Genomic DNA, 23,836 nt, shown 5'->3' on the forward strand with positions numbered 1-23,836 from the left:
TGAGCATGGACGTCCTCGAATTCCGCGACGCGACCGAGTGGGACACCTGGCTGACCGCGCACGGCGCCGAAGCCCCCGAGGCCTGGCTGCGGATCGGCAAGCGGCGCTCCGGCCTGGAGCTGATCACCATCGAGCCCGCGCTGGAAGTGGTGCTCTGCCACGGCTGGATCGACGGACTCCGCCGCTCGCTGGACGAAGGATCGTTCCTGCAGCGCTACTCACCGCGCACGAAGCGCAGCCCCTGGTCGCGCATCAACGCGGCGATGGCCGAGCGCCTGATCGCCGAGGAGCGGATGACGCCCGCCGGGCTCGCGGCGATCGACGCGGCGCGAGCCGACGGCCGGTGGCCTGATGGCGAGGCGCCAAGGCCCTAGCTTTATGCGCGGTCCCGTTGGCCTGCGGTGGCGTAGTTCATTTGTGCCCCGCAGGTTCGGCTGGCGGCCGGTGGCTGGCGGTATGGCTGCGCAAGACCGTGCGTCGGAACGCGATCAGCCAGCCGTAGCCCCGACCCCGACCTCCGCCCCGGCAGCGACCGCCACGTCTCCCTCCTCAACCTCCACCATCTCCACATCCACCGGCAGCGTCAGCGCCACCTCGAACCCGCCGTCCGGCGTCCGCCCGGCCGACAACTCGCCGCCGTACAGCGCCGCGCGCTCGCGCATGCCGGTCAGCCCCACGCCGGAGCCGCTGTGGCGTGCGGCCTGCGTGATCGCCGCGGCCGGGATGCCGGCTCGGCGGGTGGAGACGGGGTGGGTTCCGGTGTCGTTGATGGTGACCCGGACCGAGTCCACGTCGTATTCCAGCCGGACCTCGACCGACGAGCCCGGCGCGTGCTTCAGCACGTTCGTCAGCGACTCCTGCACGACGCGGTAGACGCACAGCTCCTTGCCCGCAGGCAGGGGACGCTGCCGTCCGGCCACCGTGTACCGCGACGGTGTGCCGGACAGCCCGACGCGCTCGATCAGCACCGGCAGCTGCGCGATGCCCGGCGCCGGCGGGTCGGAGGTCTGCGCGCGGGCGCCTTCGTCGTCGTCGGGTCGCAGGAGGCTGATGAGGCGGCGCAGTTCCGCCAGGCCCTCGCTGCCGACCTCCGATATCGCGCGCAGTGCCTGGTCGGCCGTGTCCGGCTCCTTGTCCAGGACGAAGCGTGCGACCCCGGCCTGGACCGCGATCACCGACAGGTGGTGCGCCGTCACGTCGTGCAGTTCCCGCGCGATGCGGATCCGCTCCAGCAGCACCGCGCGCTGCTCGCGGTCCCGGTGCTTGCGCTGCTCCTGCTCCTTGTACGCGGTCATCAGCGCCCGGCTGTCAGCCAGCCGCCGCGCGCCGTCGGCGATGATCGCCACGGCTCCGACCCACATCGCCGTACCGATATAGATCCAGGTATCCGAGCCCGACCACGAGTAGACGTGGTCGAACAAGAGCTCCGCGTAGGTCACCCCGGCCGCCAGCGCCGCCCACGGCCGCCCCCGCAGCGCCCCCACCGTGAACATCGCGAGCAGCAGCGCCGCCTGCGCCAGCCCCAAGCGGTACCCGTAGGCCTCGAAAACGGCGACCAGTGCCGCGCTGATCCCCAGCACCGATAAGGGGAACCGGCGGCGGAGTACCAAGGCGACGCCCATCGCGACGATCAGGACGACGGCGACGGCGTCGATGTGCCGGCCGGCGTGCGCGACGAGCGAGGCGTGCGGCCGGACCGCGGCCGCCACGGCGAGCCAGGTGACGCCGGCGGCGATGGCGAGGTCCAGGACGAGCGGGGGTATCGACGCCAGGGGTTTGGCGGCGTCGTGCATGCGGAGCATCCAGCCAAACTAGGGAGCACATCCGGGCTTTGTCCTCAGTTGGAGCCCGGTTTCAGCCTAACGAGGGTAAACCTTTGCGGTATGCGTGCCTGCTGCGGTAGGTAGAGATCAGATCTTGATTGTCAACCTGTGGGTAACGCGGCGGACCGACTCCGCCTGGAACCCTAGACTTTTGCGCGGTCTGTGCGCGCCTCGCGGCGTCGCGCCTTGTAAGCGTTCGGAACAAAACTGGGTGGCAGGCGATGAGGTTCGTCCATCGGGACGCGGGCGTCGAACGCGACATGGAGCTGCGGCTCGGCCGCCAGGACGCGGTGGTGGGAGACCTTTCCACCTCGCTGGGCGGCTACGGCGGCGCCCTGATGATCGACGGCCGGATGGCCGCGCCGGCCACGCCTTTGTCTGGATCAGGGCTCGTCATGGGCTCCGAGGTGTCGCTCACCGTGACCCCCGAGGCCGACACCGGCACGATGTCCGACCGCGGCTTCGTGCTGCGCGTCATCGGCGGCCTGGACGCCGGGCTGTCGGTGCCGCTGATGCCCGGCCGGTACAAGCTCGGCCGCGGCGAGCAGGCCGACGTCCGGGTCGACAGCCCGGACCTGTCGCGGCTGCACTGCGAGATCGACGTCACCCGCGACGGCCTGGTCCGGGTCCGCGACCTCGGCTCGCGCAACGGCACCGACCTGAACGGTCAGCGGCTGACGGGACCTGCGCGAGTCGGGCCGCAGGACATCGTCTCGGCCGCCGGCCGCGTCCCCTTCCGCGTGCTGCCGGTCGCCGACCTGGGCCCCGTGCAGTACGTCAACCCGGCCCACGAGGCCGGCTCCGGCGGCACCCTGCCGTTCAACCGCGCCCCGCGCCTGGCCGCCTCCGCCGACGCCGGACCGGTCAAGCTGCCGCAGCCGCCCAAGCGCTCCGGCTCCCAGCCGCTGCGAATAACCAGCATCGTCGCCCCGATCATCCTGGCCGCGGTCATGGTCATCATGCTCAAGAACGCGGCTTTCGCGCTGTTCGCGCTGTTCAGCCCGGTCATGATGATCGGCACCCAGCTGGAGGACCGGACCCGCGGCCGGTCCGGCTTCCGCCGGGGCAAGCGGGCCTACGCCGCGAGCCTGGCCGAGGTCCACGACGAGCTCCAGGAACGCCGCGAGGACCAGGAGGACCGGCTGCGCGAGGAGTACCCCGACCCGGCCGAAGTCCTTTACCGCGCCTCGGTTCCCGGCCTGCGCCTGTGGGAGCGCCGCCACGGCGCCGCCGACTTCCTCAAGCTTTCCGCAGGTCTGGCCGACCAGAACTGGACCCCGCCGGTCGATCACGGCAGGCGTACCGGAACTGATCAGGAGCCTGATCCGGCCATCGCCGACGCCATCGCCGACGCCTCCTGGCTCAGCCAGGTCCCGGTGGCGGTGAACCTGGCCGACGGCGGCGTGCTCGGCCTGGAGGGCGACCGCCCGGCGGCGCTGGCCGCGGCCCGATCGCTGCTGTGCCAGGCCGTCACCGAGAGCGGACCGGCGGACGTCACGGTCGTGGTCTTCGCCGACGGCGACCGCATCGCCGACTGGGACTGGACCAAGTGGCTGCCGCACGGCGCCGACCCCCGGTCCAGCGCCTCGCGCTACGTCGCCGTCGGCGCCGAACACTGCGAGACCCTGGCCCGCAGCCTGCTGGCCGAACTCGCCGAGGCGAACGCCGGGCCCGGCGGCTTCGGCGGCGGACGCCCCGCCGACCCCTCGGTCACCGGCATGCCGACTCTGCTGCTCGTCGTCGACGGCGCCACCCTGCTGGAGGGCCGGCCCTGCGCGCTGCGCGACCTGCTCGGCGGCCAGGCTGGACCGGTCGCCGGGATCGTTCTGACCCGGCGGCTGCCCGCGGTGTGCACCGAGGTCCTGTCGGTCTCGGCCGACGGCTTCGGGCGCCTGCACCGGGTCGCCTCCGGCCAGCGCGTGGACGACGTCCTGGTGGCCGGCATGAGCCGGAACCGGGCCCGCGCCGTGGCCCGCGGCCTGGCCCGGTTCGAGGACCCCGAGGTCAAGGCGGCCGGGGCCGGCCTGCCGGACCGGGTGAACTTGCTGCCGCTGCTGCACCTGACCGGGGCCCTGGACGCCGCGCTGGCCGACCGCTGGCGCACCACCGTCGGCACCCTGCGGGCCCGGGCCGTGCTCGGCGTCACCGACCACGGCGAGTTCGAGATCGACCTCGACGACGACGGCCCGCACGGCCTGATAGCCGGCACCACCGGCTCCGGCAAGAGCGAGCTTCTGCGAACCCTGATAGCCGCGCTCGCCGTCGGCGCCGACCCCGAGCACCTCACCTTCGCCCTCGTCGACTACAAGGGCGGCGGCGCCCTCGACGAGTGCGCGCGCCTGCCGCACGTCGTCGGCCTGGTCACGGACCTGGACGAGCAACTCGGCGAGCGCGCCCTGCGCTGTCTGGAAGCCGAGCTGCGGCACCGCGAACACGCGCTGCGCGGTGTGGGCCTGAGCCACGTCCGCGACTACCAGCGGCTGCGCGACGCCCAGCGCCCCGACCTGGAACCGATGCCGCGCCTGGTGGTCGTCATCGACGAGTTCGCCACCCTGGTCAAGGCCCTGCCGGAGTTCGTCGACGCGCTCGTCAGCATCGCCCAGCGGGGCCGCAGCCTGGGCATGCACCTGGTGATGGCCACCCAGCGGCCCTCCGGCTCGGTCAACGACGCCATCAAGAACAACGTCAAACTTCGCCTGGCGCTGCGGCTGGAAAGCAGCGCCGACTCCGCCGACGTCATCGACTCCCCGGTGGCCGCCGGTATCGGCAGCCGGCAGTGGGGCCGCGGGTTCTACCGCGTCAGCGCCGGCGAAGTCCTCCCGGTCCAGACCGCGCTGTCCACCGGTGTCACGCCCATCGACGACGCCGCGGGCCGGCTGTCCCTTCTCCCCTTCAGGCTGACGTCGGGGGAGCGCGCCGGAGCCGTCGTGGCCCCGCAACAGGCCGCCGCCGGCCAGCCGACCGACCTGGCGCGCCTGGTCGAGGCCGCGCAGCGGGCGAGCTACGGCGCCGGGTTCGCCCAGCCCCGGCGGCCCTGGCCGGACCCGCTGCCGACGACCATCCCGCTGCACGAACTCGGCCCGGCGGTGAAGGGCCTGCAGACCGACGCCACGGGCCTGGCGGCATACGCGCTGCTCGACGATCCGGACCGGCAGGCGCAGTACACCGTCGGCTGGGACCCAGCCGTCGGCAACATGCTGATATACGGCGGGGTCAACTCCGGCACCTCCACGGCCCTGGCCGCGCTCGCGCTGGCCGCCGTCTCCGCCGAGGCCCCCGACCGGATGCACCTGTACGTGCTCGACCTCGGCTCCGGCGACCTCGCACCCCTTCAGGGACTCCCGCACACCGGCGCCTACATCGGCTCCGGCGACCGGGCCCGCCAGACCCGCCTGATCAGGATGCTGCGAGCCGAGCTCAACAACCGCAAGGCCGGCGGCTCCGTCCGCGACCCCTACAACCCCGGCCCGCCGCGCGTGCTGGTGCTCATCGACAACGTCGGGTCGCTGCGCTCCGAGCTGGAGAAGGACTTCGGCGGCATGCAGGTCCTGGACGACCTGGAACGCGTCTTCGCCGACGGCCCCGCGGTCGGGCTTTACATCGCGGCCACCGGCGACCGCCTCGGCGCGATCCCCGGCGCCTGGGGCGCCCTGAGCCGGCAGAAACTGTTGCTGCGCCTGGCCGACGCCGCCGACTACGGGAGCTTCGACATCCCGCGGCGCGCCGTGCCCGCCGCGGTGCCGGGCCGCGCCGTGGTCGTGGCCACGCGCCAGGTCGTGCAGATCGGCTACCCCGGCGCCGACCTCGCCGCCGCCGTCAGCGGGGTCGCGCAGCGCTGGACCGGAGCGCAGCGCACCGCGAACAAGGTGCGCCTGCTGCCCGAGCTGATCCCGATCGACCGGATGCACCGCGCCGGGGTCTCGGCCGACACCGGCGGCGAACCGTGGTCCATCCCGGTCGGCTTCACCGACAGCACCCTGGCCGCGGCCGTGCTCCGGCTGCACGACCACGAACACGCCCTCATCGCCGGGCCCCCGCGCTCCGGCCGCAGCAGCGCCCTGGTGGCGATCGCGCACATGGTCCTGAACGGGTCGCGGCCGCCGGCGCTGGTGACGTTCGCGCCCCGGCGCTCGCCGTTGCGCGACCTGCCGCCGACGGTCATCGGCTGCACCGAGTACTCAGATCTCGAACGTGCTCTGAACTCCGCGGGGGACCGGGCTCTACTCCTGGTTGACGACGCCGACACCGTGACCGACACCCTGGGGGTGCTCGACCGGTTCATCGCCAAGCCCGGCCGGCACGTGATCGCGGCCGGCCGCACCGACGGCATCCGCAGGCAGTTCGGGCAGTGGACACAGAAGATCCGCGAGGCACGCTGCGGTGTTCTGCTGGTCCCGGACCACAACCAGGACCACGACCTGCTCGGCACCCCGCTGCCGCGGCACAACCCGATGGCGCCGCTGCCCGGCCGGGGCTACCTGATCTGTGACGGGACGATCGAGGGAGTGCAACTCGTGCTGGCCACACCCGGCGACTTCTATAACGAACGCGGTAGTAGCGAAATACACCGCTCGTTAGACGACCGGACGAGCCGCTGACCGTAACGTTTTCGTCGTACCGCCGAGGGATTCCACGGCGCACCAATAGCCACTCGGCGGGTCCGTCCCAATACGGATCCGCGGAACGCAAAGAAAATGGAGCACCATGATGGCTGACGGCACCGTCAAGGTCACTGCCGAAGCGCACCTGCACATCGGTCAGCTGATGAACCTCCTGCAGGGTCCGCTGGGCGACGTGCTGTCCCAGATCACCTCGCACGGCCTGGCCCTGACCGACCCCGCGGTCTGGGAGGGCCCGGCGGCGTCGCTGTTCAGCAGCAGCATCTGGCCGGCGGCCCAGCAGCAGCTGGACACCGTCCGCGCCACCCTGATGGAGCTGCAGCAGCAGGTCGGCGGCGTGCTGGGCAACGTCACCCAGGCCGGCAGCGGCCTGCCGGTCGTGGGCCAGCTGCCGGTGGTCGGCGGCCTGGTCAACGGCCTCACCGGCGGTCTGTAGGACTTCCGGCCGGCGCGCCGGATGGAGCGAGCGAGCGGACTGAACTGAACAGCAAGCACCCACCCGGCGACGGCGGTGGTGTGGCGACACGGAAAGAGCGTGCCGCCCCACCACCGCCTCGTCGTGCTTTGCCGGGGAGATCGCGGATGTCACGGATGTCGTGGAACGGACGGGAACGCAGGTCATGACACGCCATGGTGGTTCGATGGGTACGACGCCGCAGGGGACTCAGGTCATGGAGTCCCCTGAGCACGTCCCGGGATATCGGGATTTAACGCGCATCGGGCACGGCGGCTTCAGCGTGGTCTACCGGGCCGTGCAGGAGTCGTTCGAGCGCGACGTCGCCCTGAAGCTGCTGACCATCGTCGGCCCGGACGAGGACGCCCGGCGCCGGTTCGTGCGCGAGGTCCGGCTGGCCGGCCGGCTGAGCGACCATCCACACGTGGTGACCGTGCTGGACACCGGGACGACGGCCTCGGGCCGGCCGTACCTGGCCATGGACCTGTACGACGGCGGCTCCATGAAGCAGTGGCTGAACCGGCGCGGCCCGCTCCCCGGGGCGCAGGCCGCCGGGGTCGGCGCGAAGATCGCCGACGCCCTGCACGCCGCGCACGCCCTCGGGGTACTGCACCGGGACGTGAAGCCGAACAACATCCTGGTCTCCCGCTACGGCGAGCCGGCGCTGGCCGACTTCGGCGTGTCCTGGCTGCTGGACGCCAGCAACTCCAGCTCGGTGCTCGACGTCTTCTCCCCGCAGCACGCCGCGCCGGAGCTGATGACCCGGGGCGTGCCGACCGCTTCCTCCGACGTCTACGCGCTGGGCTCGACGCTGTACGAACTCGTGGCCGGGCACCCGCCGTTCGGCGGGCCGGGCCAGGACGTGCGCCGGACCATATATCTGGCGCTGAGCGAACCGGCGCCGAGGCTGAAGTGCCCGGATCTGCCGGGCTTCGCCGAGGTCATCGAGCGGGCCATGGCCAAGGAGCCGGCCGACCGGTTCCCGGACGCGGCCTCGTTCGGGCGGGCGCTTCGAGCCCTGATACCCGACGGGACTGCCACCGCTCTGGTGATGCCGACGGATGCGACGCTCACGGCCACGGCCGCGATGCCGCTCGCTGTGGAGTTCCCGGCGCCGGTCGATCCGTCGCGCTCGATCGACATGACCGACGCGATGTACCTCTATCCCGGCACCGGCTATTCCGGGGACGACGATTATGTCTCGCGTCCGGACGACACCATGGTCCGTCCGGACCGGGTGGACGGCGACGCGCCGATCCCGGCTCCGCGTAACTCTGGCGGTAGGCGCCGTCCGGAGGATCGCAGGGGACCGGGTGACCGGCGCGGCGGCCCGCACAGTCCCCGGGCGGTTGCCGATGACCGTGACAAGCGCGGCGTGGGCAAGCCGTTGGCGCTGGTCGCGGCGGTCGCCGTGGTCGTCGTCGGGGCGTGGGCGCTGGTGACGTCGCAGGGCTCTGCCTCGAACCACAAGGACACGAACGCGGCCGGGCAGACGCCGGGGGCGTCCAGCTCCGCCTCGGGCGGCGCTTCGTCGGCCGCGCAGAGCACGCCGAGCGCCACCCCGACGCACTCCAGCTCCAGCAGCTCGCCGTCGGCGACGCACCACACGTCGACCTCCGCGGAACCGACGCACACGGTCACCACCACGGCGGCCTCCTCCAGCGCGGTGGTGCCGCCGCCGTCGGCGCCGAGCTCGTCGACCGGACCTCTGCTGCCGTCGAGCTACCATCGGTTCCAGAACTCGGGCAGCGGGAGCTGCCTGGCCGGGGGCCCGGGGCTCCAGGCCTGCGCCGACAGCAAGACGCAGGGCTGGCAGTCCAAGGCGTCGGGGATCCTCGGGCTCGGTGCCGTCACCGGACAGGAGGAGTTGGTCAACGGCGACAGCAACGAATGCCTGTCCGGCGGGCCCGGCGGGCTCAGTGTGAAGTCCTGCACAGGGGACCTGTCGCAGGTGTGGTCGAAGACCGGCGGTTCCGGCGGCGCCACGGAGCTGCAGAACGGCGCCGACATGCTGTGTCTGCAGGCCTCGGGCGGTTCGGTTGCGGAGGCGGCGTGCAACGGCAACCCGAACCAGCTGTGGTCCGAGGACGGGAACGTCTGAGAACTTCAGCCATTTGTTAACAACTGAGCATGCATGGTCCGGTAGCGTCGGGGTACAGCGAGTGCGGCGACGGTCGCCGGCGGGAACAGAAGGCGGCGGACGGTATGGTCAAGGTTCTGATCGTCGACGATCAGGTGCTGATCCGTGCCGGGATGGCGGCCATACTGCGGGCCGCCCCCGGCTACGAGGTGGTCGGTGAGGCGTGCAACGGTGCCGAGGCGGTCACGATGGCCGCGCTCACCGAGCCCGACGTGGTGCTGATGGACATCCGGATGCCGGACCTGGACGGGATCGCCGCGACCCGCGCGATCCTGAGTTCCGGCCGCGAGAACCTGCCGCGCATCCTGATCCTGACGACCTTCGACATGGACGAGTACGTGTACGAGGCCCTGCGTGCCGGCGCCGACGGCTTCGTGTTGAAGGACACACCGCCCGAACGCCTGCTCGCGGCCCTGAAGGCGGTCGCCGACGGCGACACCCTGTTCTCCTCGGCCGTCACCCGCCGCCTGGTTCAGGCCTACGTCACGGCCTCCGGCCTCCAGGACGTGGCCCCGGCCGGCCCGGGCCCCGGGCCCGGTGCGGTCCCCGGCGGCGCCGCGGACTGGCCGACGGCGGGCCTGGTACCCCGATCGCGGCGCCCGGAGGGCCCGTCCTCGGCCGAGCGCGCCGCGCTGGCCGCGCTCACCACGCGCGAGACCGACGTCCTGCGCCTGGTGGCCACCGGCCTGTCCAACGGCGAGATCGCCGAGCGCTTGGTGGTCAGCGAGGGCACGGTGAAGACGCACCTGAACCGTGCGATGGCCAAGCTGAACTTGTCGAGCCGCGCTCAGGCCGTGGTGCTCGCCTACGAGTCCGGTCTGGTGGTCGCCGGGCAGCCGCAAGCCCAGGTATAGCCCCGGTATAGCCCCGGTATAGCCCTGGTTGACCCCCGATCCGGGATCCCGTCCCGGTCTGCCCGAGTCGCAACACGCAACCCCGTTGATAACGCCTGGACCTGTCAGTGCCGGGCATCAGAATATTGGTGTTCCTCAACACGGGCGTCCGGGGACCAGCGGGGAGCCGTTTCTGGCCCCGCGCGATGGGGATGGGGTACGGGAAATGGTCAACAGTCTGATATCGCGATCTCACACCCGGGGTGCTCGCACCCTGGCCGGTGTTCTTCTGGCCGCCTCGTTGGCGGCTTGCGGGGGCGGGAGCAGCGGTTCCTCCGCCAATCAGTACACGGACACGAACTCCTCCGACACCTCGGCCGGTTCGGATTCCGGCGGCGTCACCACCACCACGTCGGCCAGTCCCACGGCCATGAGCTCCGCGGCCTACGGCCAGAGCCTGTCCGCGGTGAACTCGCAACTGGCACCGGACTTCCAGGCGGTCGTCAGCGCCGAGTCGCAGGACGCTGTGAAGACCGCGTTGAGCAAGCTGTCCTCGGACGCGCAGAGCCTGTCGAACGGGCTGCCCAGCGATCCGCCGGACGCGCTGTCGGCGCCGACCTCGCAGCTGTCGCAGGCCCTGAGCAGCCTGTCGTCCTCGGCGAACGCCACCGCCGGCGACGTCGGGTCGGGGGTGTGCACCTCGGCTTCGGCGCTGGCCGAGTTCACGCGCTCGGACGGGGCCAAGGCCATGCGGTCCGCCGCGACGGCGCTGTCCGCGATCGACGCCTCCTACGGCAAGGACGTCGCGGCCTTCCTCCCCGCGCCGATCGCCGACAAGACCCGGCAGCTGCCCAACGGCGACGTGCTCCGGCACTCCGACGGCCCGGGCTCGCTGACCATCAACAACTCCGGCACCGACGCCATCGTCACGTTGACCAAGACCGGCACGAAGACCCCGGTCGCCTCGGTCTACGTGCGGGCCAATGCCGATACGACCCTCGACGGCATCCCCGGCGAGGCCTTCGACATCTACGTCTCCTCCGGGACCGACTGGGACAGCGCGGCGCAGAAGTTCACGCGGCAGTGCTCGTTCAGCAAGACCGACAAGACCTGGGACTTCACCGACTCGGACTGGTCGCTGACGCTGACCCCGCAGGTCAACGGCAACCTGTCGTCGTCCACGCTGAACCCCGGCGACGCGCCGAACCCGTGATGGTGAACGAGCACTGATTGCCGGAACTACCCGACTTCCCCGACCGGCAGAAACGGTGGGACGACATGGCTTCTTGGACACTGCGAGGCGTCATCACCGACCGGCGCCGCCTGGCCGGTGCGGCGGTGGCCGTGGTCCTGGCCGCCGCGGCCGGGGTCGGGGTGTGGAGCTGGCCCGACGGCGGCGCGAAGGCCGCGCCGCCGCAGAGCGTCGGGCCCCGGACCGACTTCCTCGTCTCCTACTCCGCCGCGGCTTCCCGGCTGACCGGCCTCAACGCTTCCGACACCGCCGACCAGGTCCGCGACTGGATCCGGACCGCGCTGGCCGCGCACCTGGGGATGAGCACCGCCGCGGTCCGCGACGCCTCCTACGACACCCTGCCGGTCCGCGACCAGGGCTTCACCGACCTCGCCGACCAGCAGGTCGGCCCCGGCCGGGAGATCGCGGACACCAGCGGCGTGCTGCATCTGCTGGTCCCGCACGGCGATCCGCACGAGAACCGCACCGTCGGGCTGCTGCTGGACCAGTACCGCACCGACCACGGCGCCGACCCCGAACTGGTTCAGATCCACCACTACGCGATCGACCAGAACGCGCAGACCGTCGACGTCGTCGCCGACCCGGTGAGCACCCCCGACCAGGTCCGCACCGCGCACGGCTACGTGGGCACGGCGATCACCGGCCTCGGCGATCTGTCGTCGTTCCTGTCCAAGACCCAGTCGCTGTCCGAACTGTCGCTCCAGAACGGCCAGGTCTGGGCCTACGGTTGGTCGTGGCCCGGGGTCCCCTCGGTCCCGATGACCGTGGACGACGTGAGCGTCCTGCAGAACGGCTACCAGGCGCACGCCGCCGGCAACGGGCTGGCGCCGGGCTTCTCGCTGGACCCGCTGTCGGCGCAGAGCGTCGCCGACGTCAAGGCGATGGCACCGTCGGTGAGCTCTGACTTCGCCACGCGCCTGCTGTCCAACAACTGGGCCGGCTCGCCCTTCGCCTCGGCCGCCGACGCCAAGACCCAGGTCGACGACGAGCTCTACAACCCCAGCGCCGACCAGGACGCGGCGATGGCCGCGCTCGGCCTGCCCACCGACCGCGCGCAGCTGTGGGCGCTGGACGCCGCGCTCTCCGGCCAGACCACGATGAGCCAGGCCCGCTACGACGGCGGCCTGGCCGGCACCGCGGTCGGCGACTCGCTGGCCTACGTCGACTACGTGACCAAGAACTGGGTCGCCGGCGTCGGCCGGGGCGTGCCGACCACGGCCGTCGGCGGCTTTCTGCCGGACCCTTCGGCCGTGACGCCGTGGAGCGAGTGCGCCGGCCCGAACGACCCGACGACGGAGTCCGGCCGGCTGTGGTTCGGCCGCAACGACGGCGCGTTCGCCTCCACCTCCGACCACATCGACGTCGGCGCCCAGGCGGCCCGGCTGTTCGTCCGTGACGACGGCCCGAACGGCACCGAGGTCGAGCCGAGCTATGCCTTCGGCCGGGCCCTGCAATGGTGGGACGTGCACCAACAGGACATTGAGGACTACGAGCCGCAGTACCAGCGCCTCGACCAGATCATGCGCTGGAGCGGGGCGCTGGAGTGGCTGACCCACCAGGGCACGGCGCTGCTGCCGACGGAGGCGCAGAGCCCTGCGCCGGTCTCGTTCAAGGACTGGTACGCCGCGCACAACGACCTCAAGGAACGCGCCCCGATCGACTTCGTGACGCCGCCCTCAGCGCTGAGCCGTCATCAAAATCAGGAGGAGGCGCTGATCGTCAACCCCAGCCGGGACTACCAGGACTGCGGGTTCGTCGAGATCGAGGGCGGGGTGTCGCTCAGCGACCTCTACGACCGCACCAACGGCCAGAACTACCGCCCGGACCTGCCGACCTCGGTCACGCGCGCCGGGCTGTTCGACGCGAAGTCGACGTACGACGACACCTCCGGCACCGGCGAGATCAGCAGACTGTCGATCGACGACTCGGGGAAGGTCTCCGAGCGCGTCGACCGGACGCTGTCCACGAACGGCGACACGGCGACCGTGGACATCAAGGCGACCGGCCGGAAGGTCGTCCCGATGGGAGACGTCAAAGTCTGGCGCTCGTCCGACGCGAACCGCGAGCTGACCTACAGCGTCGAGGCCACGGGGCACACCGTGGACGAGAACCTGACGTATCAGGGCAAGGACTTCGGCTCGCTGGACACCACGGACACGGCGAACATCGTCACGGTCAAGTGGCGCTCCGGTGTGGTGGACAGGGTGCGGCAGGCGCTGTCCTCGGTCCAGGCCAAGCTGTCCCGCGGCGTCTCCGGTTCGGTCCCGGCCGCCTCCGACGGCGTGCTGTACGAGATGAAGAACGCCGACGGGACGTTCAAGGACCGGATCGGCGGCCCCGGACAGCCGTGGCTCGCGGTCGCCGCCACCGTGCCGACGGTCGGGGATTCCCTGACCTTCCGGATCGGCGGACCGGACGAGACCAAGGGCAGCCCGTCGTTCATGTCGGGCAGCTTCACCGCCGGTCCCGGACCGCCGACTGACGGCGACAACTATCTCAGCGTCCTGCCACCCTCGGGCGGAAACCCCGCAGTGGCCGCGTTCACAGGCCCGCCGGACCGTTCGGATCCCACCGTGACCATCAGGACCCTGAGCGGCCAGACCGCTACGCTCTTCGAGGCCGGTGCCGGGGTCGTGGTCTCCGCGACCGATCCGGTGCTGGGAGTGGACGGTTCGGTGGAAGGTGCGGCGTTGCTGAGTGATTTCCCGAAGATCAAGAAACTGATAGAGACCGCGGAGGAAGCCAAGGACGGCAGGCTCCGGGCCGCCGCGCTCGGCGAGGACGGCGTCGCGTTCGCCGCCGGCGACGGCACGGTGACCGTCGCGCCGGTGGACAGCGCCGTCGGCGATCGCGTGCTGCGCGCGCTCGGGCCGGAGATGGACGGCACCGCCGTCTTCGACGTCCTGAAGGAGCACGCCGGGATCCCGGACGAGATCGAGCAGGAGGACGCCGGTCCTCTGACCCCCACCGGCGCGCCGGTCACGATGTACCTGGGCAGCGTGCTGCGGATGCCGGGGGTGGACGCCGTGTACTTCAGCCCGGGCCTGCGCACCGCACTGCACCTGGCGGCCGGCCCGATCGTGCCGGAGCCGTTGTCGCCCAGGTACGAGGTGACGGTGCTGCCGGTGTCGGCCGGCGACGATCCGCGAGCCACCAGCAGCACGGCCCAGCCGGACGTGCGGACGTTTGAGGGCGCGTCCTGGTGGCTGGTGAGTACCGCGGGGTTCATGGACGCCGCCGGACAGTCGGCGTGCCCGCCGTTCGGCGGGACGCCGGTGACGACCGGGCCCGGCGGCGGCGCTCCGACGACGCCGTCGCCGTCGTCCTCGGCGGGGGTGCCGTCCGGATCGACGGTGGGCACCGGCACGATCCTGCTCGTCACGCCGGTCAGTACGGGGCAGCCGGTGTGCTGATCCGGACAGGGGCCGATCGGACTGGCCGATCGTGAGTGAGAGCTACTTCCTCGACGGCGGGGAGCCGCTTGCCGAAGCCTTGGAAGCGGCGCGTGCGGTCGCGCGTCAGGCGGATGCTAGCGCGAGTGTCGGCGCCGCCGTCAGCCTGGTGGAGCAGGTGGACGCCGCGTACGGCCGGGTCCTGGAGTTGGTCCCGGCCGACGAAACGGGGCTGTGGGCGGTGCTCGCGGCCGAGCATGTCGGTGTCGTCCGGGCGATCGGCGCGTTGACCACCGCTGCCCTCCGGTGCGATCGCTATCTGCCGGAAGTACGGGCCCTGAGACATCGCCTGCCGCTGCTGATCGAGCGCGCTCAGGTGCGCTCCGAGTCCGGGGCGCACGCCGGCGCCGCCGCCGACGCGGCCGAGATCCGCAAGGCGCTCGACAGCGATCCGGACGCCGGACTCGACCTCGCCGACCAGGCCCGACTGCGCCGCGTGGAAGGCCTGGCAGCCGCGGCTGTGGGGGACCGCGTCACGGCCGACCGCTTTCTGATCGAGGCGCGCGGCGCGTTCCAGTCCGTCGGCGACTCCGACGCCGTGGCCGTCATCGACCGCGATCTGCGGCTGATCCGGGCGCGCGGCGGCTCCGATCAGGCCACTTCAGCGATCCTCGCCGAGGACGCGCGGGTCCAGGCGATGTCGGCACCGCGCGCCCTGGCTCACGCGCTGGCCCTGAAGAACCAGCACCGGTATGAGGAGGCCTTGCAGGTCGTGGTGGCGTTGCTGGCCGCGGACCACCTTGACGACGCGTTGCGGCTGCCGGTGCTTGAGGAACTGGTCGGCCTGCTGGTGGCGCTGCGCCGCGGCAAGGCGCTGAAGGCGCTCAGTGCGGAACTGCCCCAGAGCTTGGTGACACAGACATCGGTGAGGGCCGGCGGTTCGGTGGAGGGGACCGAACCGCCGGCCGTACGTTTCATCAGGGTCCTGCTGAACTGCTTCCGGCTGCTCGACGCGGGACAGGCCGAGCGGGCCCGGACCGAGCTGAACGCCGTCCGCGCCTTGGCCGTCTCCGACCGGGATCGGGCGCACTGGCACGTGGCGTCCGGGGAGGTCTGGATCGCGGCGTTCAAGCGCCGCAAGTCGGAGTCGGACCTCGACGGGGCGGTGTGGGATCTCGGCGCGGCCTGCGAATACGCGGTGGCGGATCAGCTCCTTGAGGTGCGCATTCGGGCCCTGCGACTGCTCGGCGAGGCTTTCGAGCTGCGCAGGGAACCCGATCAGGCGTCGGACCGCTGGGCCCGGGCGCACGCGCTGGAGGAGGACCTGGTCGCCCGGCAGGTCAGCGACGAGGTGCGGACCACGCTGCTGGAGGACATCCCCACCGAGCACGACGAGCGGGTCCGGGTCGCGGCCGAGCTCGCGGTGTCCGGGCCGGACGGCGTCGCGGCGGTGACCGGCGTCGCGTCGGCGATCGTGGCGATGGAGTCGGCGCGCGGTGCGGCGATCCTGGGGCGGATCGCTCCGGACGCGGAGAGCTCGCTGCGGCGGCTGCCGCCGGCCGGCGACGGCGCCGCCGCATGGGAGTGGCTGCGGGGGATCGCCGACGCGACGGCGCGGGACGAGGCGATCTGGATCATGCACGCCCGGCCGGACCGCGTGCACCACGGCATCGTCGGACGCGGTCTGGTGCATCACGTCGATCTCCCGGCCGACCGGGGCGAGTTGGAGAAGCTCGTCAAGGCGCTGCGCAGGGAGTGCAACGAGTTCCGGCTGGCGCAGGCCGCGGGACGTGCGCGGGTGTCCGAGCTGATCGAGCGGCTCGGGGCCGCGATCGGCGTCGAGACGGTGCTGGGGTTGGTGCCGCGGCGGGTCAAACGGCTGGTGGTGATCGCCGGGGGAGTGCTGTCCGAGATTCCGTTGGCGGCGTTGCCGATCAGGGCCGGAACCCTGTCGGCGCCCATCGTTTCCCGGTTCGCGGTGTCGGATCTGCCGTGCCTGTCCGCGCGTCCGCTGCTGCGTCAGAGGTCTGTCGGCAACCGGGGCGGTCGGGCGTTGCTGGTCAACGCGTTCGAAGCCACGCCCGAGGATTTCGAACGGGAGCTCCGGCGGGTCCACTACCGGCGCGTGCGCATCCTCGGCCACGGCCAGTCCGACGCGAAGGACGCCTCCCAGACCTGGCTCCAGTTCGCCGGCAAGAAGAGCGATCGGGACGGCCGGATCCACCCGGGACGGTTCCAGCAGGCCGATCTGCGGGCCTGCGGGACGCTGATGCTCGGGGCGTGCGAGTCGGGGATGGCTCAACGTGTCGGACGGGACGAGCGGACCGGTTTCGTGCGGGCCGGACTGCACGCCGGCGCCGCCTCGGTGGTGGCCGCACGGTGGATCGCAGAGGTCTCTGTCACCACCGCGCTGCTCGACCGGTTCGAGGACTACCTGCGCTATCTCCCTCGCGACGTGGCGCTGCAACGCGCGCAGCTCGACGTCCGCGCCGGGCGGGTGGCGCCGGCCGCGGCCGTGCCGGAGCCGGAGCATCCGGCGTGGTGGGCCTGCTGGACTTTGTACGGGGATTCGGGGCATCAGGTCAGGGCGCCTATATTGCGTGCGTCGGCTTGTCGGCCGGCGCAGCTTTTCCGCCGCCTGTTCCGCACACCTTGAAACCGAATGAGACAACATGCCGCATCATCGTGAGGGGCGTGGTCCCGCCGTCTTCATCTCCTACGCGACGGCCGACCGCACCGAGGTGCTGAAGTTCCACCAGGACCTGCTGGAGCGGGGGATCGACCCGTTCCTGGACATCATGGACATCCTGCCCGGCGACGACGTGGTGATGAGCATCAACGGCGCGCTGGAGCGGTCGGACTTCTACGTGCTGGTGTGGTCCGCGGCGGCACGCGACCGGTACTGGGTGAACAGCGAGATCTCCGCGGCGATGGTGCTGGAGCAGCGGCGCGCGCGGCCGTTCGTGTTCATCGTGCGCCTGGACGACAGCGAGCTGCCGCCGGTGCTGGCGCCTCGCCGGTACCTGGACGCGTTCGGCGGACGGCGGGCGGCGGCCGCCGACCAGCTGACGGCGGTGTGGACGCGCGACCGCGCGGTCGGGACCAAGGTGCTGCCCGCGCCGGTGCCGGTGGCCGAACCGGCTGTGGCCGACGAGGCGCTGCTGCACCTTTACGCACGCAACCAGTCGCTGAACGTTTCACACGAAGTCAGGATCCACGAGGGCGCGACGGCCCAAGAGCTCGTCGCCGCGCTCGCCGAGCAGCTGGCGCTGCCGACCGAGGCGTCGGAGTACGGCGGCGCCGTGGGCGTCCGCTTCAGCTACCGGTACCAGCTCGGCGGCGCGGCGCTCGTCGCGGATTCGGACTCACACTTCGACGCCCCGCTGGCGCTCGCCGAGGGCGATGTCGTGGACATCGAGGTGGTCGTGGAGCCGTTCGGCCCGGACGGCGCGCTGGCGGATCCGGTGTCGTTCCTGCCCGCGCGCGACTACGCGATTCCGCCCGAGATGATCAGGGAGCTGTGTCAGAAGGCGATCGAGCATCTGCTCGCTGATGAGCCGGACACTGATCAGGACTCTGATGAGGACTGAGCAGCCCTCACACTGTTCGCCGATGCATCCACTTGTGCCATTCGGTCGCCTCCGAGCTGTGGCCGTTGCGGCGGAAGGCCTGCTGCATCGGGACGTTCAGGGTGTCCGTGTCGCAGAGCACGGCGTGGAAGCCGAGATCCCGCGCCGTGTGGTTGGCCAGCTTGAGCAGCGCGTCGACGTGGCCACGGCCGCGCTGCCCGGGTGCGACGGCGATGTAGGTGATGGTTCCCACGCCCGGGTCGAACTCGCCGACGGACACGAAACCCACGGCCTGGCCGCTCGCCGTGTCCTCGGCCAGCAGCCAGGTCGAGTCGGTCGCGCTGTCCAGGAACGCCCTGGCCCACTTCGCCGGACCCATCGCGGCCATCGCGTCGGCGTCGATGCGGTCCAGCGTGCCGGTCGAGCAGGCGGCGATCAGTTCAGCGAAGCGGTCGGCGCCGACCTCTGCCAGGCGCCGCACGGTGATGCCTTCCGGCAGCGGCAGGTCCCGGCCCTCGTCGGCCCACCAGAACCCCTCCTTCTCCTGCCACAGCTCGAAGCCGCAGGACTCCAGCAGCGCGACGCGCTCGGCCGGGGCACGATGCACGGCGACGTTGGTCGAGGCGTTCAGCACCTCGCTGGGACGGGCCGCGGCGATCGCCGCTTCCAGCACGAGCCGCGCGGCGTCCCGGTGGCCGGGCCGCCATCGGACATCGACCAGGCGGCCGGTCTCGTCTCCCATCCAGGACTTCGCCATCAAGTCGCCCTCGGCGACCTGGACGCCGTCGGCGACGGCGATGAAGGGGGTGCGTGGGCCCAGCGGGTGCGCGTCGGCGATGTCGTCGAGGCGGGTGACTACTGTCAATTCGGTCCCCGGTTTCGGTGGTGCGGTCTCGCTGTGGTGCGATCCGGGGCAGATTACGGGGCCACGCCGCGGCGTTCAAGCCGATAAACGCTCGCTGAGGTGTCCGAACGACAGCAGCGCGTAGGCGCTGCCCGCGTGCCGGATCTGGCCGGACCACACCAGTTCCAGGGCCTGTTCGTAGGTCAGCCAGCACAGCGCCATGTCGGCCTCGCCGCCTTCGCGCGCCGCCTCGCCCTGCGTCAGCCCCTGCGCGGCGAAGACGTGGTCGACGTGGTTGGTGAGGCTGTCGGCGCCGTTGACCGCGCCGATGGCGGACCAGCGGACGGCGCGCAGCCCGGTCTCCTCGGCCAGTTCGCGGCGGGCGGCGGCGATCGGGCGATCGTCGTAGGGCTCGATGGTGCCGGCGGGCAGGCGCCACTGGACGCCGCCGTGCGTGTAGATCCATTGGCGGGTCAGCAGGACCCGGCCGTCGTCGGCGACCGGCAGGACGGTCACCGAGCCGAGGGTGGCGACGTGGTGGTAAACGTCGGCGGCGCCGTCGGGGCGGATCACGGCGTCCTGGCGGACGTCGAACCAGGGCGTGGCCAGGACGACGACACTGTCCAAGCGGCGCCAGTCGGTGGCTTCGGTGGTTTCGGCGGTTTCAGTAGTGGCCACGGCTTCCGTGGCTTGTACGGGTCCTGCGATTCCTGCGGATGGTTCGGCTTGTTCCTCGGCGGCGCCGGTCCCGCTCGCGCTCGCGCTGTCAGTGTCCATCAGGCACGTCGGGTGTCGACGAGCGCTTCGTCGAGGCAGTTTCGCAACTCTCGTAAGGCACGGACGTTGTGGTGGCGCATCAACGCCCGGGACAGGCCGCGCAGTTCGGCGTTGGCACCCGCGGAGCGCACCAAGCCGACGTCCTCCAGGACTTGGAGCGTCACGACCTGCATCTCGTCCAGCTCGCCCGCGGCTTCGTAGGCGAGCGCCAGCCTGGCTCCGAACAGCGCGCGGGAGCGGTGTGCCTCGGTCGGCGTCCGGTCCAGGGCATCGGCCAGGAACTCGCTGGCCCGCTGCGGACGTCCCAGGTCGTAGTGGCACCAGCCGGCTATCGCGTTGTCCAGCCCGCCGACGGTGACCGAGCCCACGACCGGTTCGTCCTGCGCGACGCGTTCGGGATGCAGCAGGTCGCGGGCGTGGTCCAGGGAGCTGAGGCAGCGTGCGTGGTCGCCGCGTACCGCGAACGCCTGCGCCTGGCGGTGCGCGGCCAGGCCGCGGCTGCGGGCCCGGGCCCGCGGGTCCTCCAGTACCCGGCCGGCCAGCTCCACGGCGGTCGCCGGATCCCCGTCGTACAGCGCCAGTTCCGCCTCCCGCACCAGCGTGTACACGGCCAGGTCCGCGGCCTCGGCGCGGGTCGCCAGCTCCGCGGTGCGGCGGGTCCAGGCCAGCGCGTGGTCCAGGCGTCCGGCCTCCTGGCACATCCAGCCGATGAACTCGGCGTAGCGGGCGGCCAGCAGGCACAACCGCGGCGCGGCCGTCTGCGAGATCTGCGCCAACTCCATCAGGGTATTGAAATCGACGATCAGCCGGCGCAGCACCAGCTCCGGCGGCAGCTGCTGGCTGAGCTTGCGGTGCCGGTCGAACTCCTCGCGGTAGTGCGCCAGCAGCCGCAGCTCGTCGGCCTCGGCGCGGGCCGCCGACGGCCGCAGCGCTAGCGGCACGGACAGGGCGTCGCCGAAAGCGACCAGCTCGCGTCCCCAGTCCGGCTCCCCGTCCGGACCGGCCGCGGCGCCGGATCCGCCCCGACGCCGCGGCTCTTCGGGCACCAACGCGACCAGGTCTCCGTCGGCGCCCAGCTCCACATCGATCAGGGTGGCCAGCCGCCGGTTGGCCGGCAGCCGCCCCGTCTCGATCTTGCTCAGGTAGCCCTTGTCGTAGTGCACGCTCTCAGCCAGCGCGGCCAGCGACTTCTCGCGGCGCATGCGCAGGCGGCGCATCTCGATCCCGAACTCGGACACGTTTCCACCATAGCCAGCGTTGAGCCTGTGAAAGAGGTCTGAGACAGCTTTGTTGCCAGGTTGCGTGTTGTACGTATCCGACGGAGGTCCCGTGGCCGACGACATCGAGGCGCTGGAGGCGGAATTCCGGGACGCATTGCGGCAAGTCGACGAAGACCTCCGGTTCGCCATCAGCGAGGTGGCGCCGGAGTTGGTGGAGCGAGCGCATCTCAATCCGCCGCCGACTTTGCGCGCCCGTCCCACCATCGCCGACTACGACCGCGACCTGGCGCGGGTGCGGCGGCCGGGGCTGGACGCCTTCGGGCACCTGCGCGATCTGGTGCTGATCGGGATCCGGGTCGGCACGATCAGTGTCGAGGACGTGTACCTGCGGGTGCGTCCGGCGACGGTCGCGCTGACCGTGCTGCTGGATCCGGGGGCCGGGGCGACGGCGGCGGCGCTGGCGCGCCGGATTCGGCGGGGTGCCGGGTGGGGCGCGGGGCGGGGTCTGGGTCGGGGTCTGGGTCTGGGTCCGGGTCTGGGGCGGTGGGTCGAAGCGATCGTCGCTGTCGACCACTGGCCCGGGAGTCTTCACAGTCTCCTGCGACAGGAGCCGCAGGACGAGGGCGGTCACCCGCCGCACACCCTGCTGGGCATGGACGACCACCTGTGGCGCGGCGGGAACATCCTGCTCGCGCTGGCGCCGCCGGGGACGCTGTCGCGCATCGCGTCGGAGGCGGCGCCGATGGGCGTCACCGGCCGCATCGTCGGCGAGCCGCAGGCCGTCCGGTATGCCAGGGCCCTGTTACGCCTCGCCAGCCATGCTCCGCTGTCCCGGACGTTCGTCGACTACGCGCTGACCGAGCAGGCCAGTGCGCGGGTGCGGATCGCGCTGGCTTCGAACGCGCTCACGCCGAACGCCACGCTCAGCAGACTGGTGACGGACGGAGTCACGGACGCCGAGCCGGGGGTCGCTGCCGCGATCAGCCTGCACGAGTGCGCTCCGCCGGCCGTGCGGCTCGCCGCGTTCCGCAAGGTCCGGGACCCCGCGGTCTTGTCCGAGGCGCGCGAGACGCTGCGGCGCGACGTCGACGTGGTCCGCCGGATCCAGCGGATCGCCTCGGCCTCCGCCGACGAGGCGGACCTGGTCCACGCCCTGCTTCGGGACGCCGGTCCCGAGCTGCCGTTCCAGGCCCGGCTGTTCGCCTACGCGCATCTGGCGCGGATGTCAGGGCCCGAAGCGGTCTGGGTGTTGGAGATGGGCCGGGCCGGCAGCCTGGAGGCGATGCATCCGGCGGTGCGGGCGTCGATGGCGGCGGGCTCGGCTCTGCCGCTGCTGGAGGCGGCGGTGGCCGATCCGTATCGGGGCATGCATCACGACGCTGTCAGCTCGGTGGCGGCGCTGCGCCGGGAGGAGCTTTTGGACTGGCCGTTCCCTTGGCAGGACTCTGCTGATCCCGCCGAGGTCTCTGATCCTGCCGACCCTGCCGACCCGGCCGACCCCGATCAGCTCGACTAGGCCGCGGGGGGTCAGAACTCCCCACATAAGAGTGATCAATCCGCGATTCGTCCTGTGACCAGACCGCTACAGCACTAAGGTGCGCCGTGTGGAGATCGGAAGTCCGCGGCGTGAACACGTCGACCAGAAGATTGCCGAGCTGACGAGGCTCGCCGCGCTGATGCTGGAGCGGGCTGACGAGATCACTGACACGGTGATGACCCGCGTCTACGAGCAGTTTCCCGTCTACGCCGGCATGGTCAGCCGCGACCTGCTGCGCGAATCAGTCCACGACCACGTGGTCTCGGCGTTCGACCCGATGGCCCGCCGCCAGAAGGCCGACCTGCGTATCGCGGGGCCCACCGGCCGGATAGGGGCCGCCGACGGCATCCCGCTGACCGTGGTGATGGACGGCTACCGGGTCGCCTTCCGCGTGGTGTGGTCGGCGATCGTCGAGACCGCGCGCGGCATGGGGATGTCGGCCGACGCCTGCCTGGACGCCGCGACCATCCTGATAGCGTCCCTGGAGGCCTTCACCCGCGAGATGTCCACCGGCTACCGCGACGAGCTGAGCCGCCAGATCCGCAGCGAGGAACAGCGGCGCGCCGCGGTGGTGCAGGCGCTGCTGGAAGGACGGCTGGCCGACACGAACGTGTGGGAGGCCGCCGAACTGCTGCGCCTGCCGGCCAGCGGCCCGTTCGTGGTCATCGCCGCCCGCGTCCCGGAGATAGGGCGCCACGCGCTGCCGCACATCGAGCAGGGACTCGGCGTCCTCGGCATCGACTCGGCCTGGCGACTGATGCACGACGTCGAGATCGGCGTCGCGGCCCTGCCCGGACCGAACCCCCAACTGGACCGCCTGGTGACGGCCCTGCGCGCAGGCGAAGGCGCGCGCGTCGGCGTCTCCCCGCCCTACGACGACCTCCGCTCGACCTCCCTGGCCCTGCGCCTGGCCCGCATCGCCCTCCACGGCGCCGCCGACCGCCGCCGCGTCGTGGTCTTCGGCAGCGACCCCCTGTCCGCCGTGGCAGGCAGCGCCCCGGACATCATGACGCGCGTAGCCCGCGGCATCCTCGCCGGCCTCGACGAACTGACAGTCCAGGACCGCACCCTCCTCCTGGACACCTTCGGCGCCTGGCTCGACGCCGACGGCTCGGCCGGCGAGGCCGGCGCGCGCCTGTTCGTGCACCCGAACACAGTCCGCAACCGCCTGCGAAGGCTGGAGAAGCAGACGGGCCGCTCGCTGTCGAACCCGCGGGCCATCGCGGAGCTGATTCTGGCGTACGAGATCGATGCCGGAGCGCGGGCGAAGGTGGCGGACGCGGCGGCTGGGTAGGCGCGGGGTGGGCGCGGGGTAATCGGCGCGGGGGCGGGCTGCCTGCCGGGCGAGCGCGGCGGCAGCTTGGGGCAGAACTGGC

At 71.7% G+C, this 23,836-nt stretch carries 15 protein-coding genes; 11 read left to right on the forward strand and 4 right to left on the reverse strand.

Annotated elements, in window-relative coordinates; all coding sequences use genetic code 11:
• Nucleotides 1-5: 5 nt before the first annotated feature.
• Nucleotides 6-374, forward strand: coding sequence for a YdeI family protein (locus tag ABH935_RS26250; RefSeq protein WP_370380592.1), 369 nt, complete (start codon nucleotides 6-8; stop codon nucleotides 372-374).
• 114 nt (nucleotides 375-488) lie between these two features.
• On the opposite strand, the gene ABH935_RS26255 is transcribed toward ABH935_RS26250, so the two are convergent.
• Nucleotides 489-1,802 (reverse strand): sensor histidine kinase, encoded by a 1,314-nt coding sequence (locus ABH935_RS26255; RefSeq protein WP_370380593.1) that lies wholly within the window; start codon nucleotides 1,800-1,802, stop codon nucleotides 489-491.
• 242 nt (nucleotides 1,803-2,044) lie between these two features.
• On the opposite strand from ABH935_RS26255, the gene ABH935_RS26260 reads away from it, so the two are divergent.
• The 8 genes from ABH935_RS26260 (at nucleotide 2,045) to ABH935_RS26295 (ending at nucleotide 18,103) form a co-directional block, all read left to right on the forward strand.
• Complete coding sequence (locus ABH935_RS26260; protein ID WP_370380594.1) at nucleotides 2,045-6,421, forward strand: FtsK/SpoIIIE domain-containing protein; 4,377 nt, start codon at nucleotides 2,045-2,047, stop codon at nucleotides 6,419-6,421.
• A gap of 109 nt (nucleotides 6,422-6,530) precedes the next feature.
• Entirely contained in the window at nucleotides 6,531-6,878 is a 348-nt protein-coding gene (locus ABH935_RS26265; RefSeq protein WP_370349684.1) for a hypothetical protein, read from the forward strand.
• Between the two features lie 205 nt (nucleotides 6,879-7,083).
• On the forward strand, nucleotides 7,084-8,997 hold the full coding sequence (locus ABH935_RS26270; protein ID WP_370380595.1) for a protein kinase: 1,914 nt from the start codon (nucleotides 7,084-7,086) through the stop codon (nucleotides 8,995-8,997).
• A gap of 104 nt (nucleotides 8,998-9,101) precedes the next feature.
• The gene (locus ABH935_RS26275) at nucleotides 9,102-9,890 is read left to right on the forward strand and encodes a response regulator (RefSeq protein WP_370380596.1); all 789 of its coding nucleotides are present in this window, start codon (nucleotides 9,102-9,104) and stop codon (nucleotides 9,888-9,890) included.
• 409 nt (nucleotides 9,891-10,299) lie between these two features.
• Nucleotides 10,300-11,082: a hypothetical protein gene (locus ABH935_RS26280; RefSeq protein ID WP_370380597.1), complete on the forward strand. Its 783-nt coding sequence runs from the start codon at nucleotides 10,300-10,302 to the stop codon at nucleotides 11,080-11,082.
• A 65-nt stretch (nucleotides 11,083-11,147) separates the two neighbouring features.
• Nucleotides 11,148-14,534, forward strand: coding sequence for a hypothetical protein (locus ABH935_RS26285; RefSeq protein WP_370380598.1), 3,387 nt, complete (start codon nucleotides 11,148-11,150; stop codon nucleotides 14,532-14,534).
• Nucleotides 14,535-14,565: 31 nt separating this feature from the next.
• A complete protein-coding gene (locus ABH935_RS26290; protein WP_370380599.1) occupies nucleotides 14,566-17,169 on the forward strand; it encodes a CHAT domain-containing protein in 2,604 nt (867 codons plus the stop codon).
• Nucleotides 17,170-17,185: 16 nt separating this feature from the next.
• Nucleotides 17,186-18,103, forward strand: coding sequence for a toll/interleukin-1 receptor domain-containing protein (locus tag ABH935_RS26295; RefSeq protein ID WP_370380600.1), 918 nt, complete (start codon nucleotides 17,186-17,188; stop codon nucleotides 18,101-18,103).
• Nucleotides 18,104-18,110: 7 nt separating this feature from the next.
• On the opposite strand, the gene ABH935_RS26300 is transcribed toward ABH935_RS26295, so the two are convergent.
• The 3 genes from ABH935_RS26300 to ABH935_RS26310 all read right to left on the reverse strand — a co-directional run bounded on the left by ABH935_RS26300 (nucleotide 18,111) and on the right by ABH935_RS26310 (nucleotide 20,941).
• Nucleotides 18,111-18,947, reverse strand: a complete 837-nt coding sequence (locus tag ABH935_RS26300) for a GNAT family N-acetyltransferase (RefSeq protein WP_370380601.1) — start codon at nucleotides 18,945-18,947, stop codon at nucleotides 18,111-18,113.
• Nucleotides 18,948-19,022: 75 nt separating this feature from the next.
• Nucleotides 19,023-19,604, reverse strand: a complete 582-nt coding sequence (locus ABH935_RS26305) for an NUDIX domain-containing protein (RefSeq protein WP_370380602.1) — start codon at nucleotides 19,602-19,604, stop codon at nucleotides 19,023-19,025.
• Nucleotides 19,605-19,702: 98 nt separating this feature from the next.
• Entirely contained in the window at nucleotides 19,703-20,941 is a 1,239-nt protein-coding gene (locus ABH935_RS26310; protein WP_370380603.1) for a helix-turn-helix domain-containing protein, read from the reverse strand.
• A 91-nt stretch (nucleotides 20,942-21,032) separates the two neighbouring features.
• Between ABH935_RS26310 and ABH935_RS26315 the strand changes: the two genes are divergently transcribed.
• Both ABH935_RS26315 and ABH935_RS26320 read left to right on the forward strand, forming a co-directional pair.
• Nucleotides 21,033-22,439: a hypothetical protein gene (locus ABH935_RS26315; protein ID WP_370380604.1), complete on the forward strand. Its 1,407-nt coding sequence runs from the start codon at nucleotides 21,033-21,035 to the stop codon at nucleotides 22,437-22,439.
• A gap of 88 nt (nucleotides 22,440-22,527) precedes the next feature.
• The gene (locus ABH935_RS26320) at nucleotides 22,528-23,754 is read left to right on the forward strand and encodes a PucR family transcriptional regulator (protein WP_370380605.1); all 1,227 of its coding nucleotides are present in this window, start codon (nucleotides 22,528-22,530) and stop codon (nucleotides 23,752-23,754) included.
• The last annotated feature ends 82 nt before the right edge of the window (nucleotides 23,755-23,836 follow it).

The organism is Catenulispora sp. GAS73 (assembly GCF_041262085.1).
GTDB lineage: Bacteria > Actinomycetota > Actinomycetes > Streptomycetales > Catenulisporaceae > Catenulispora.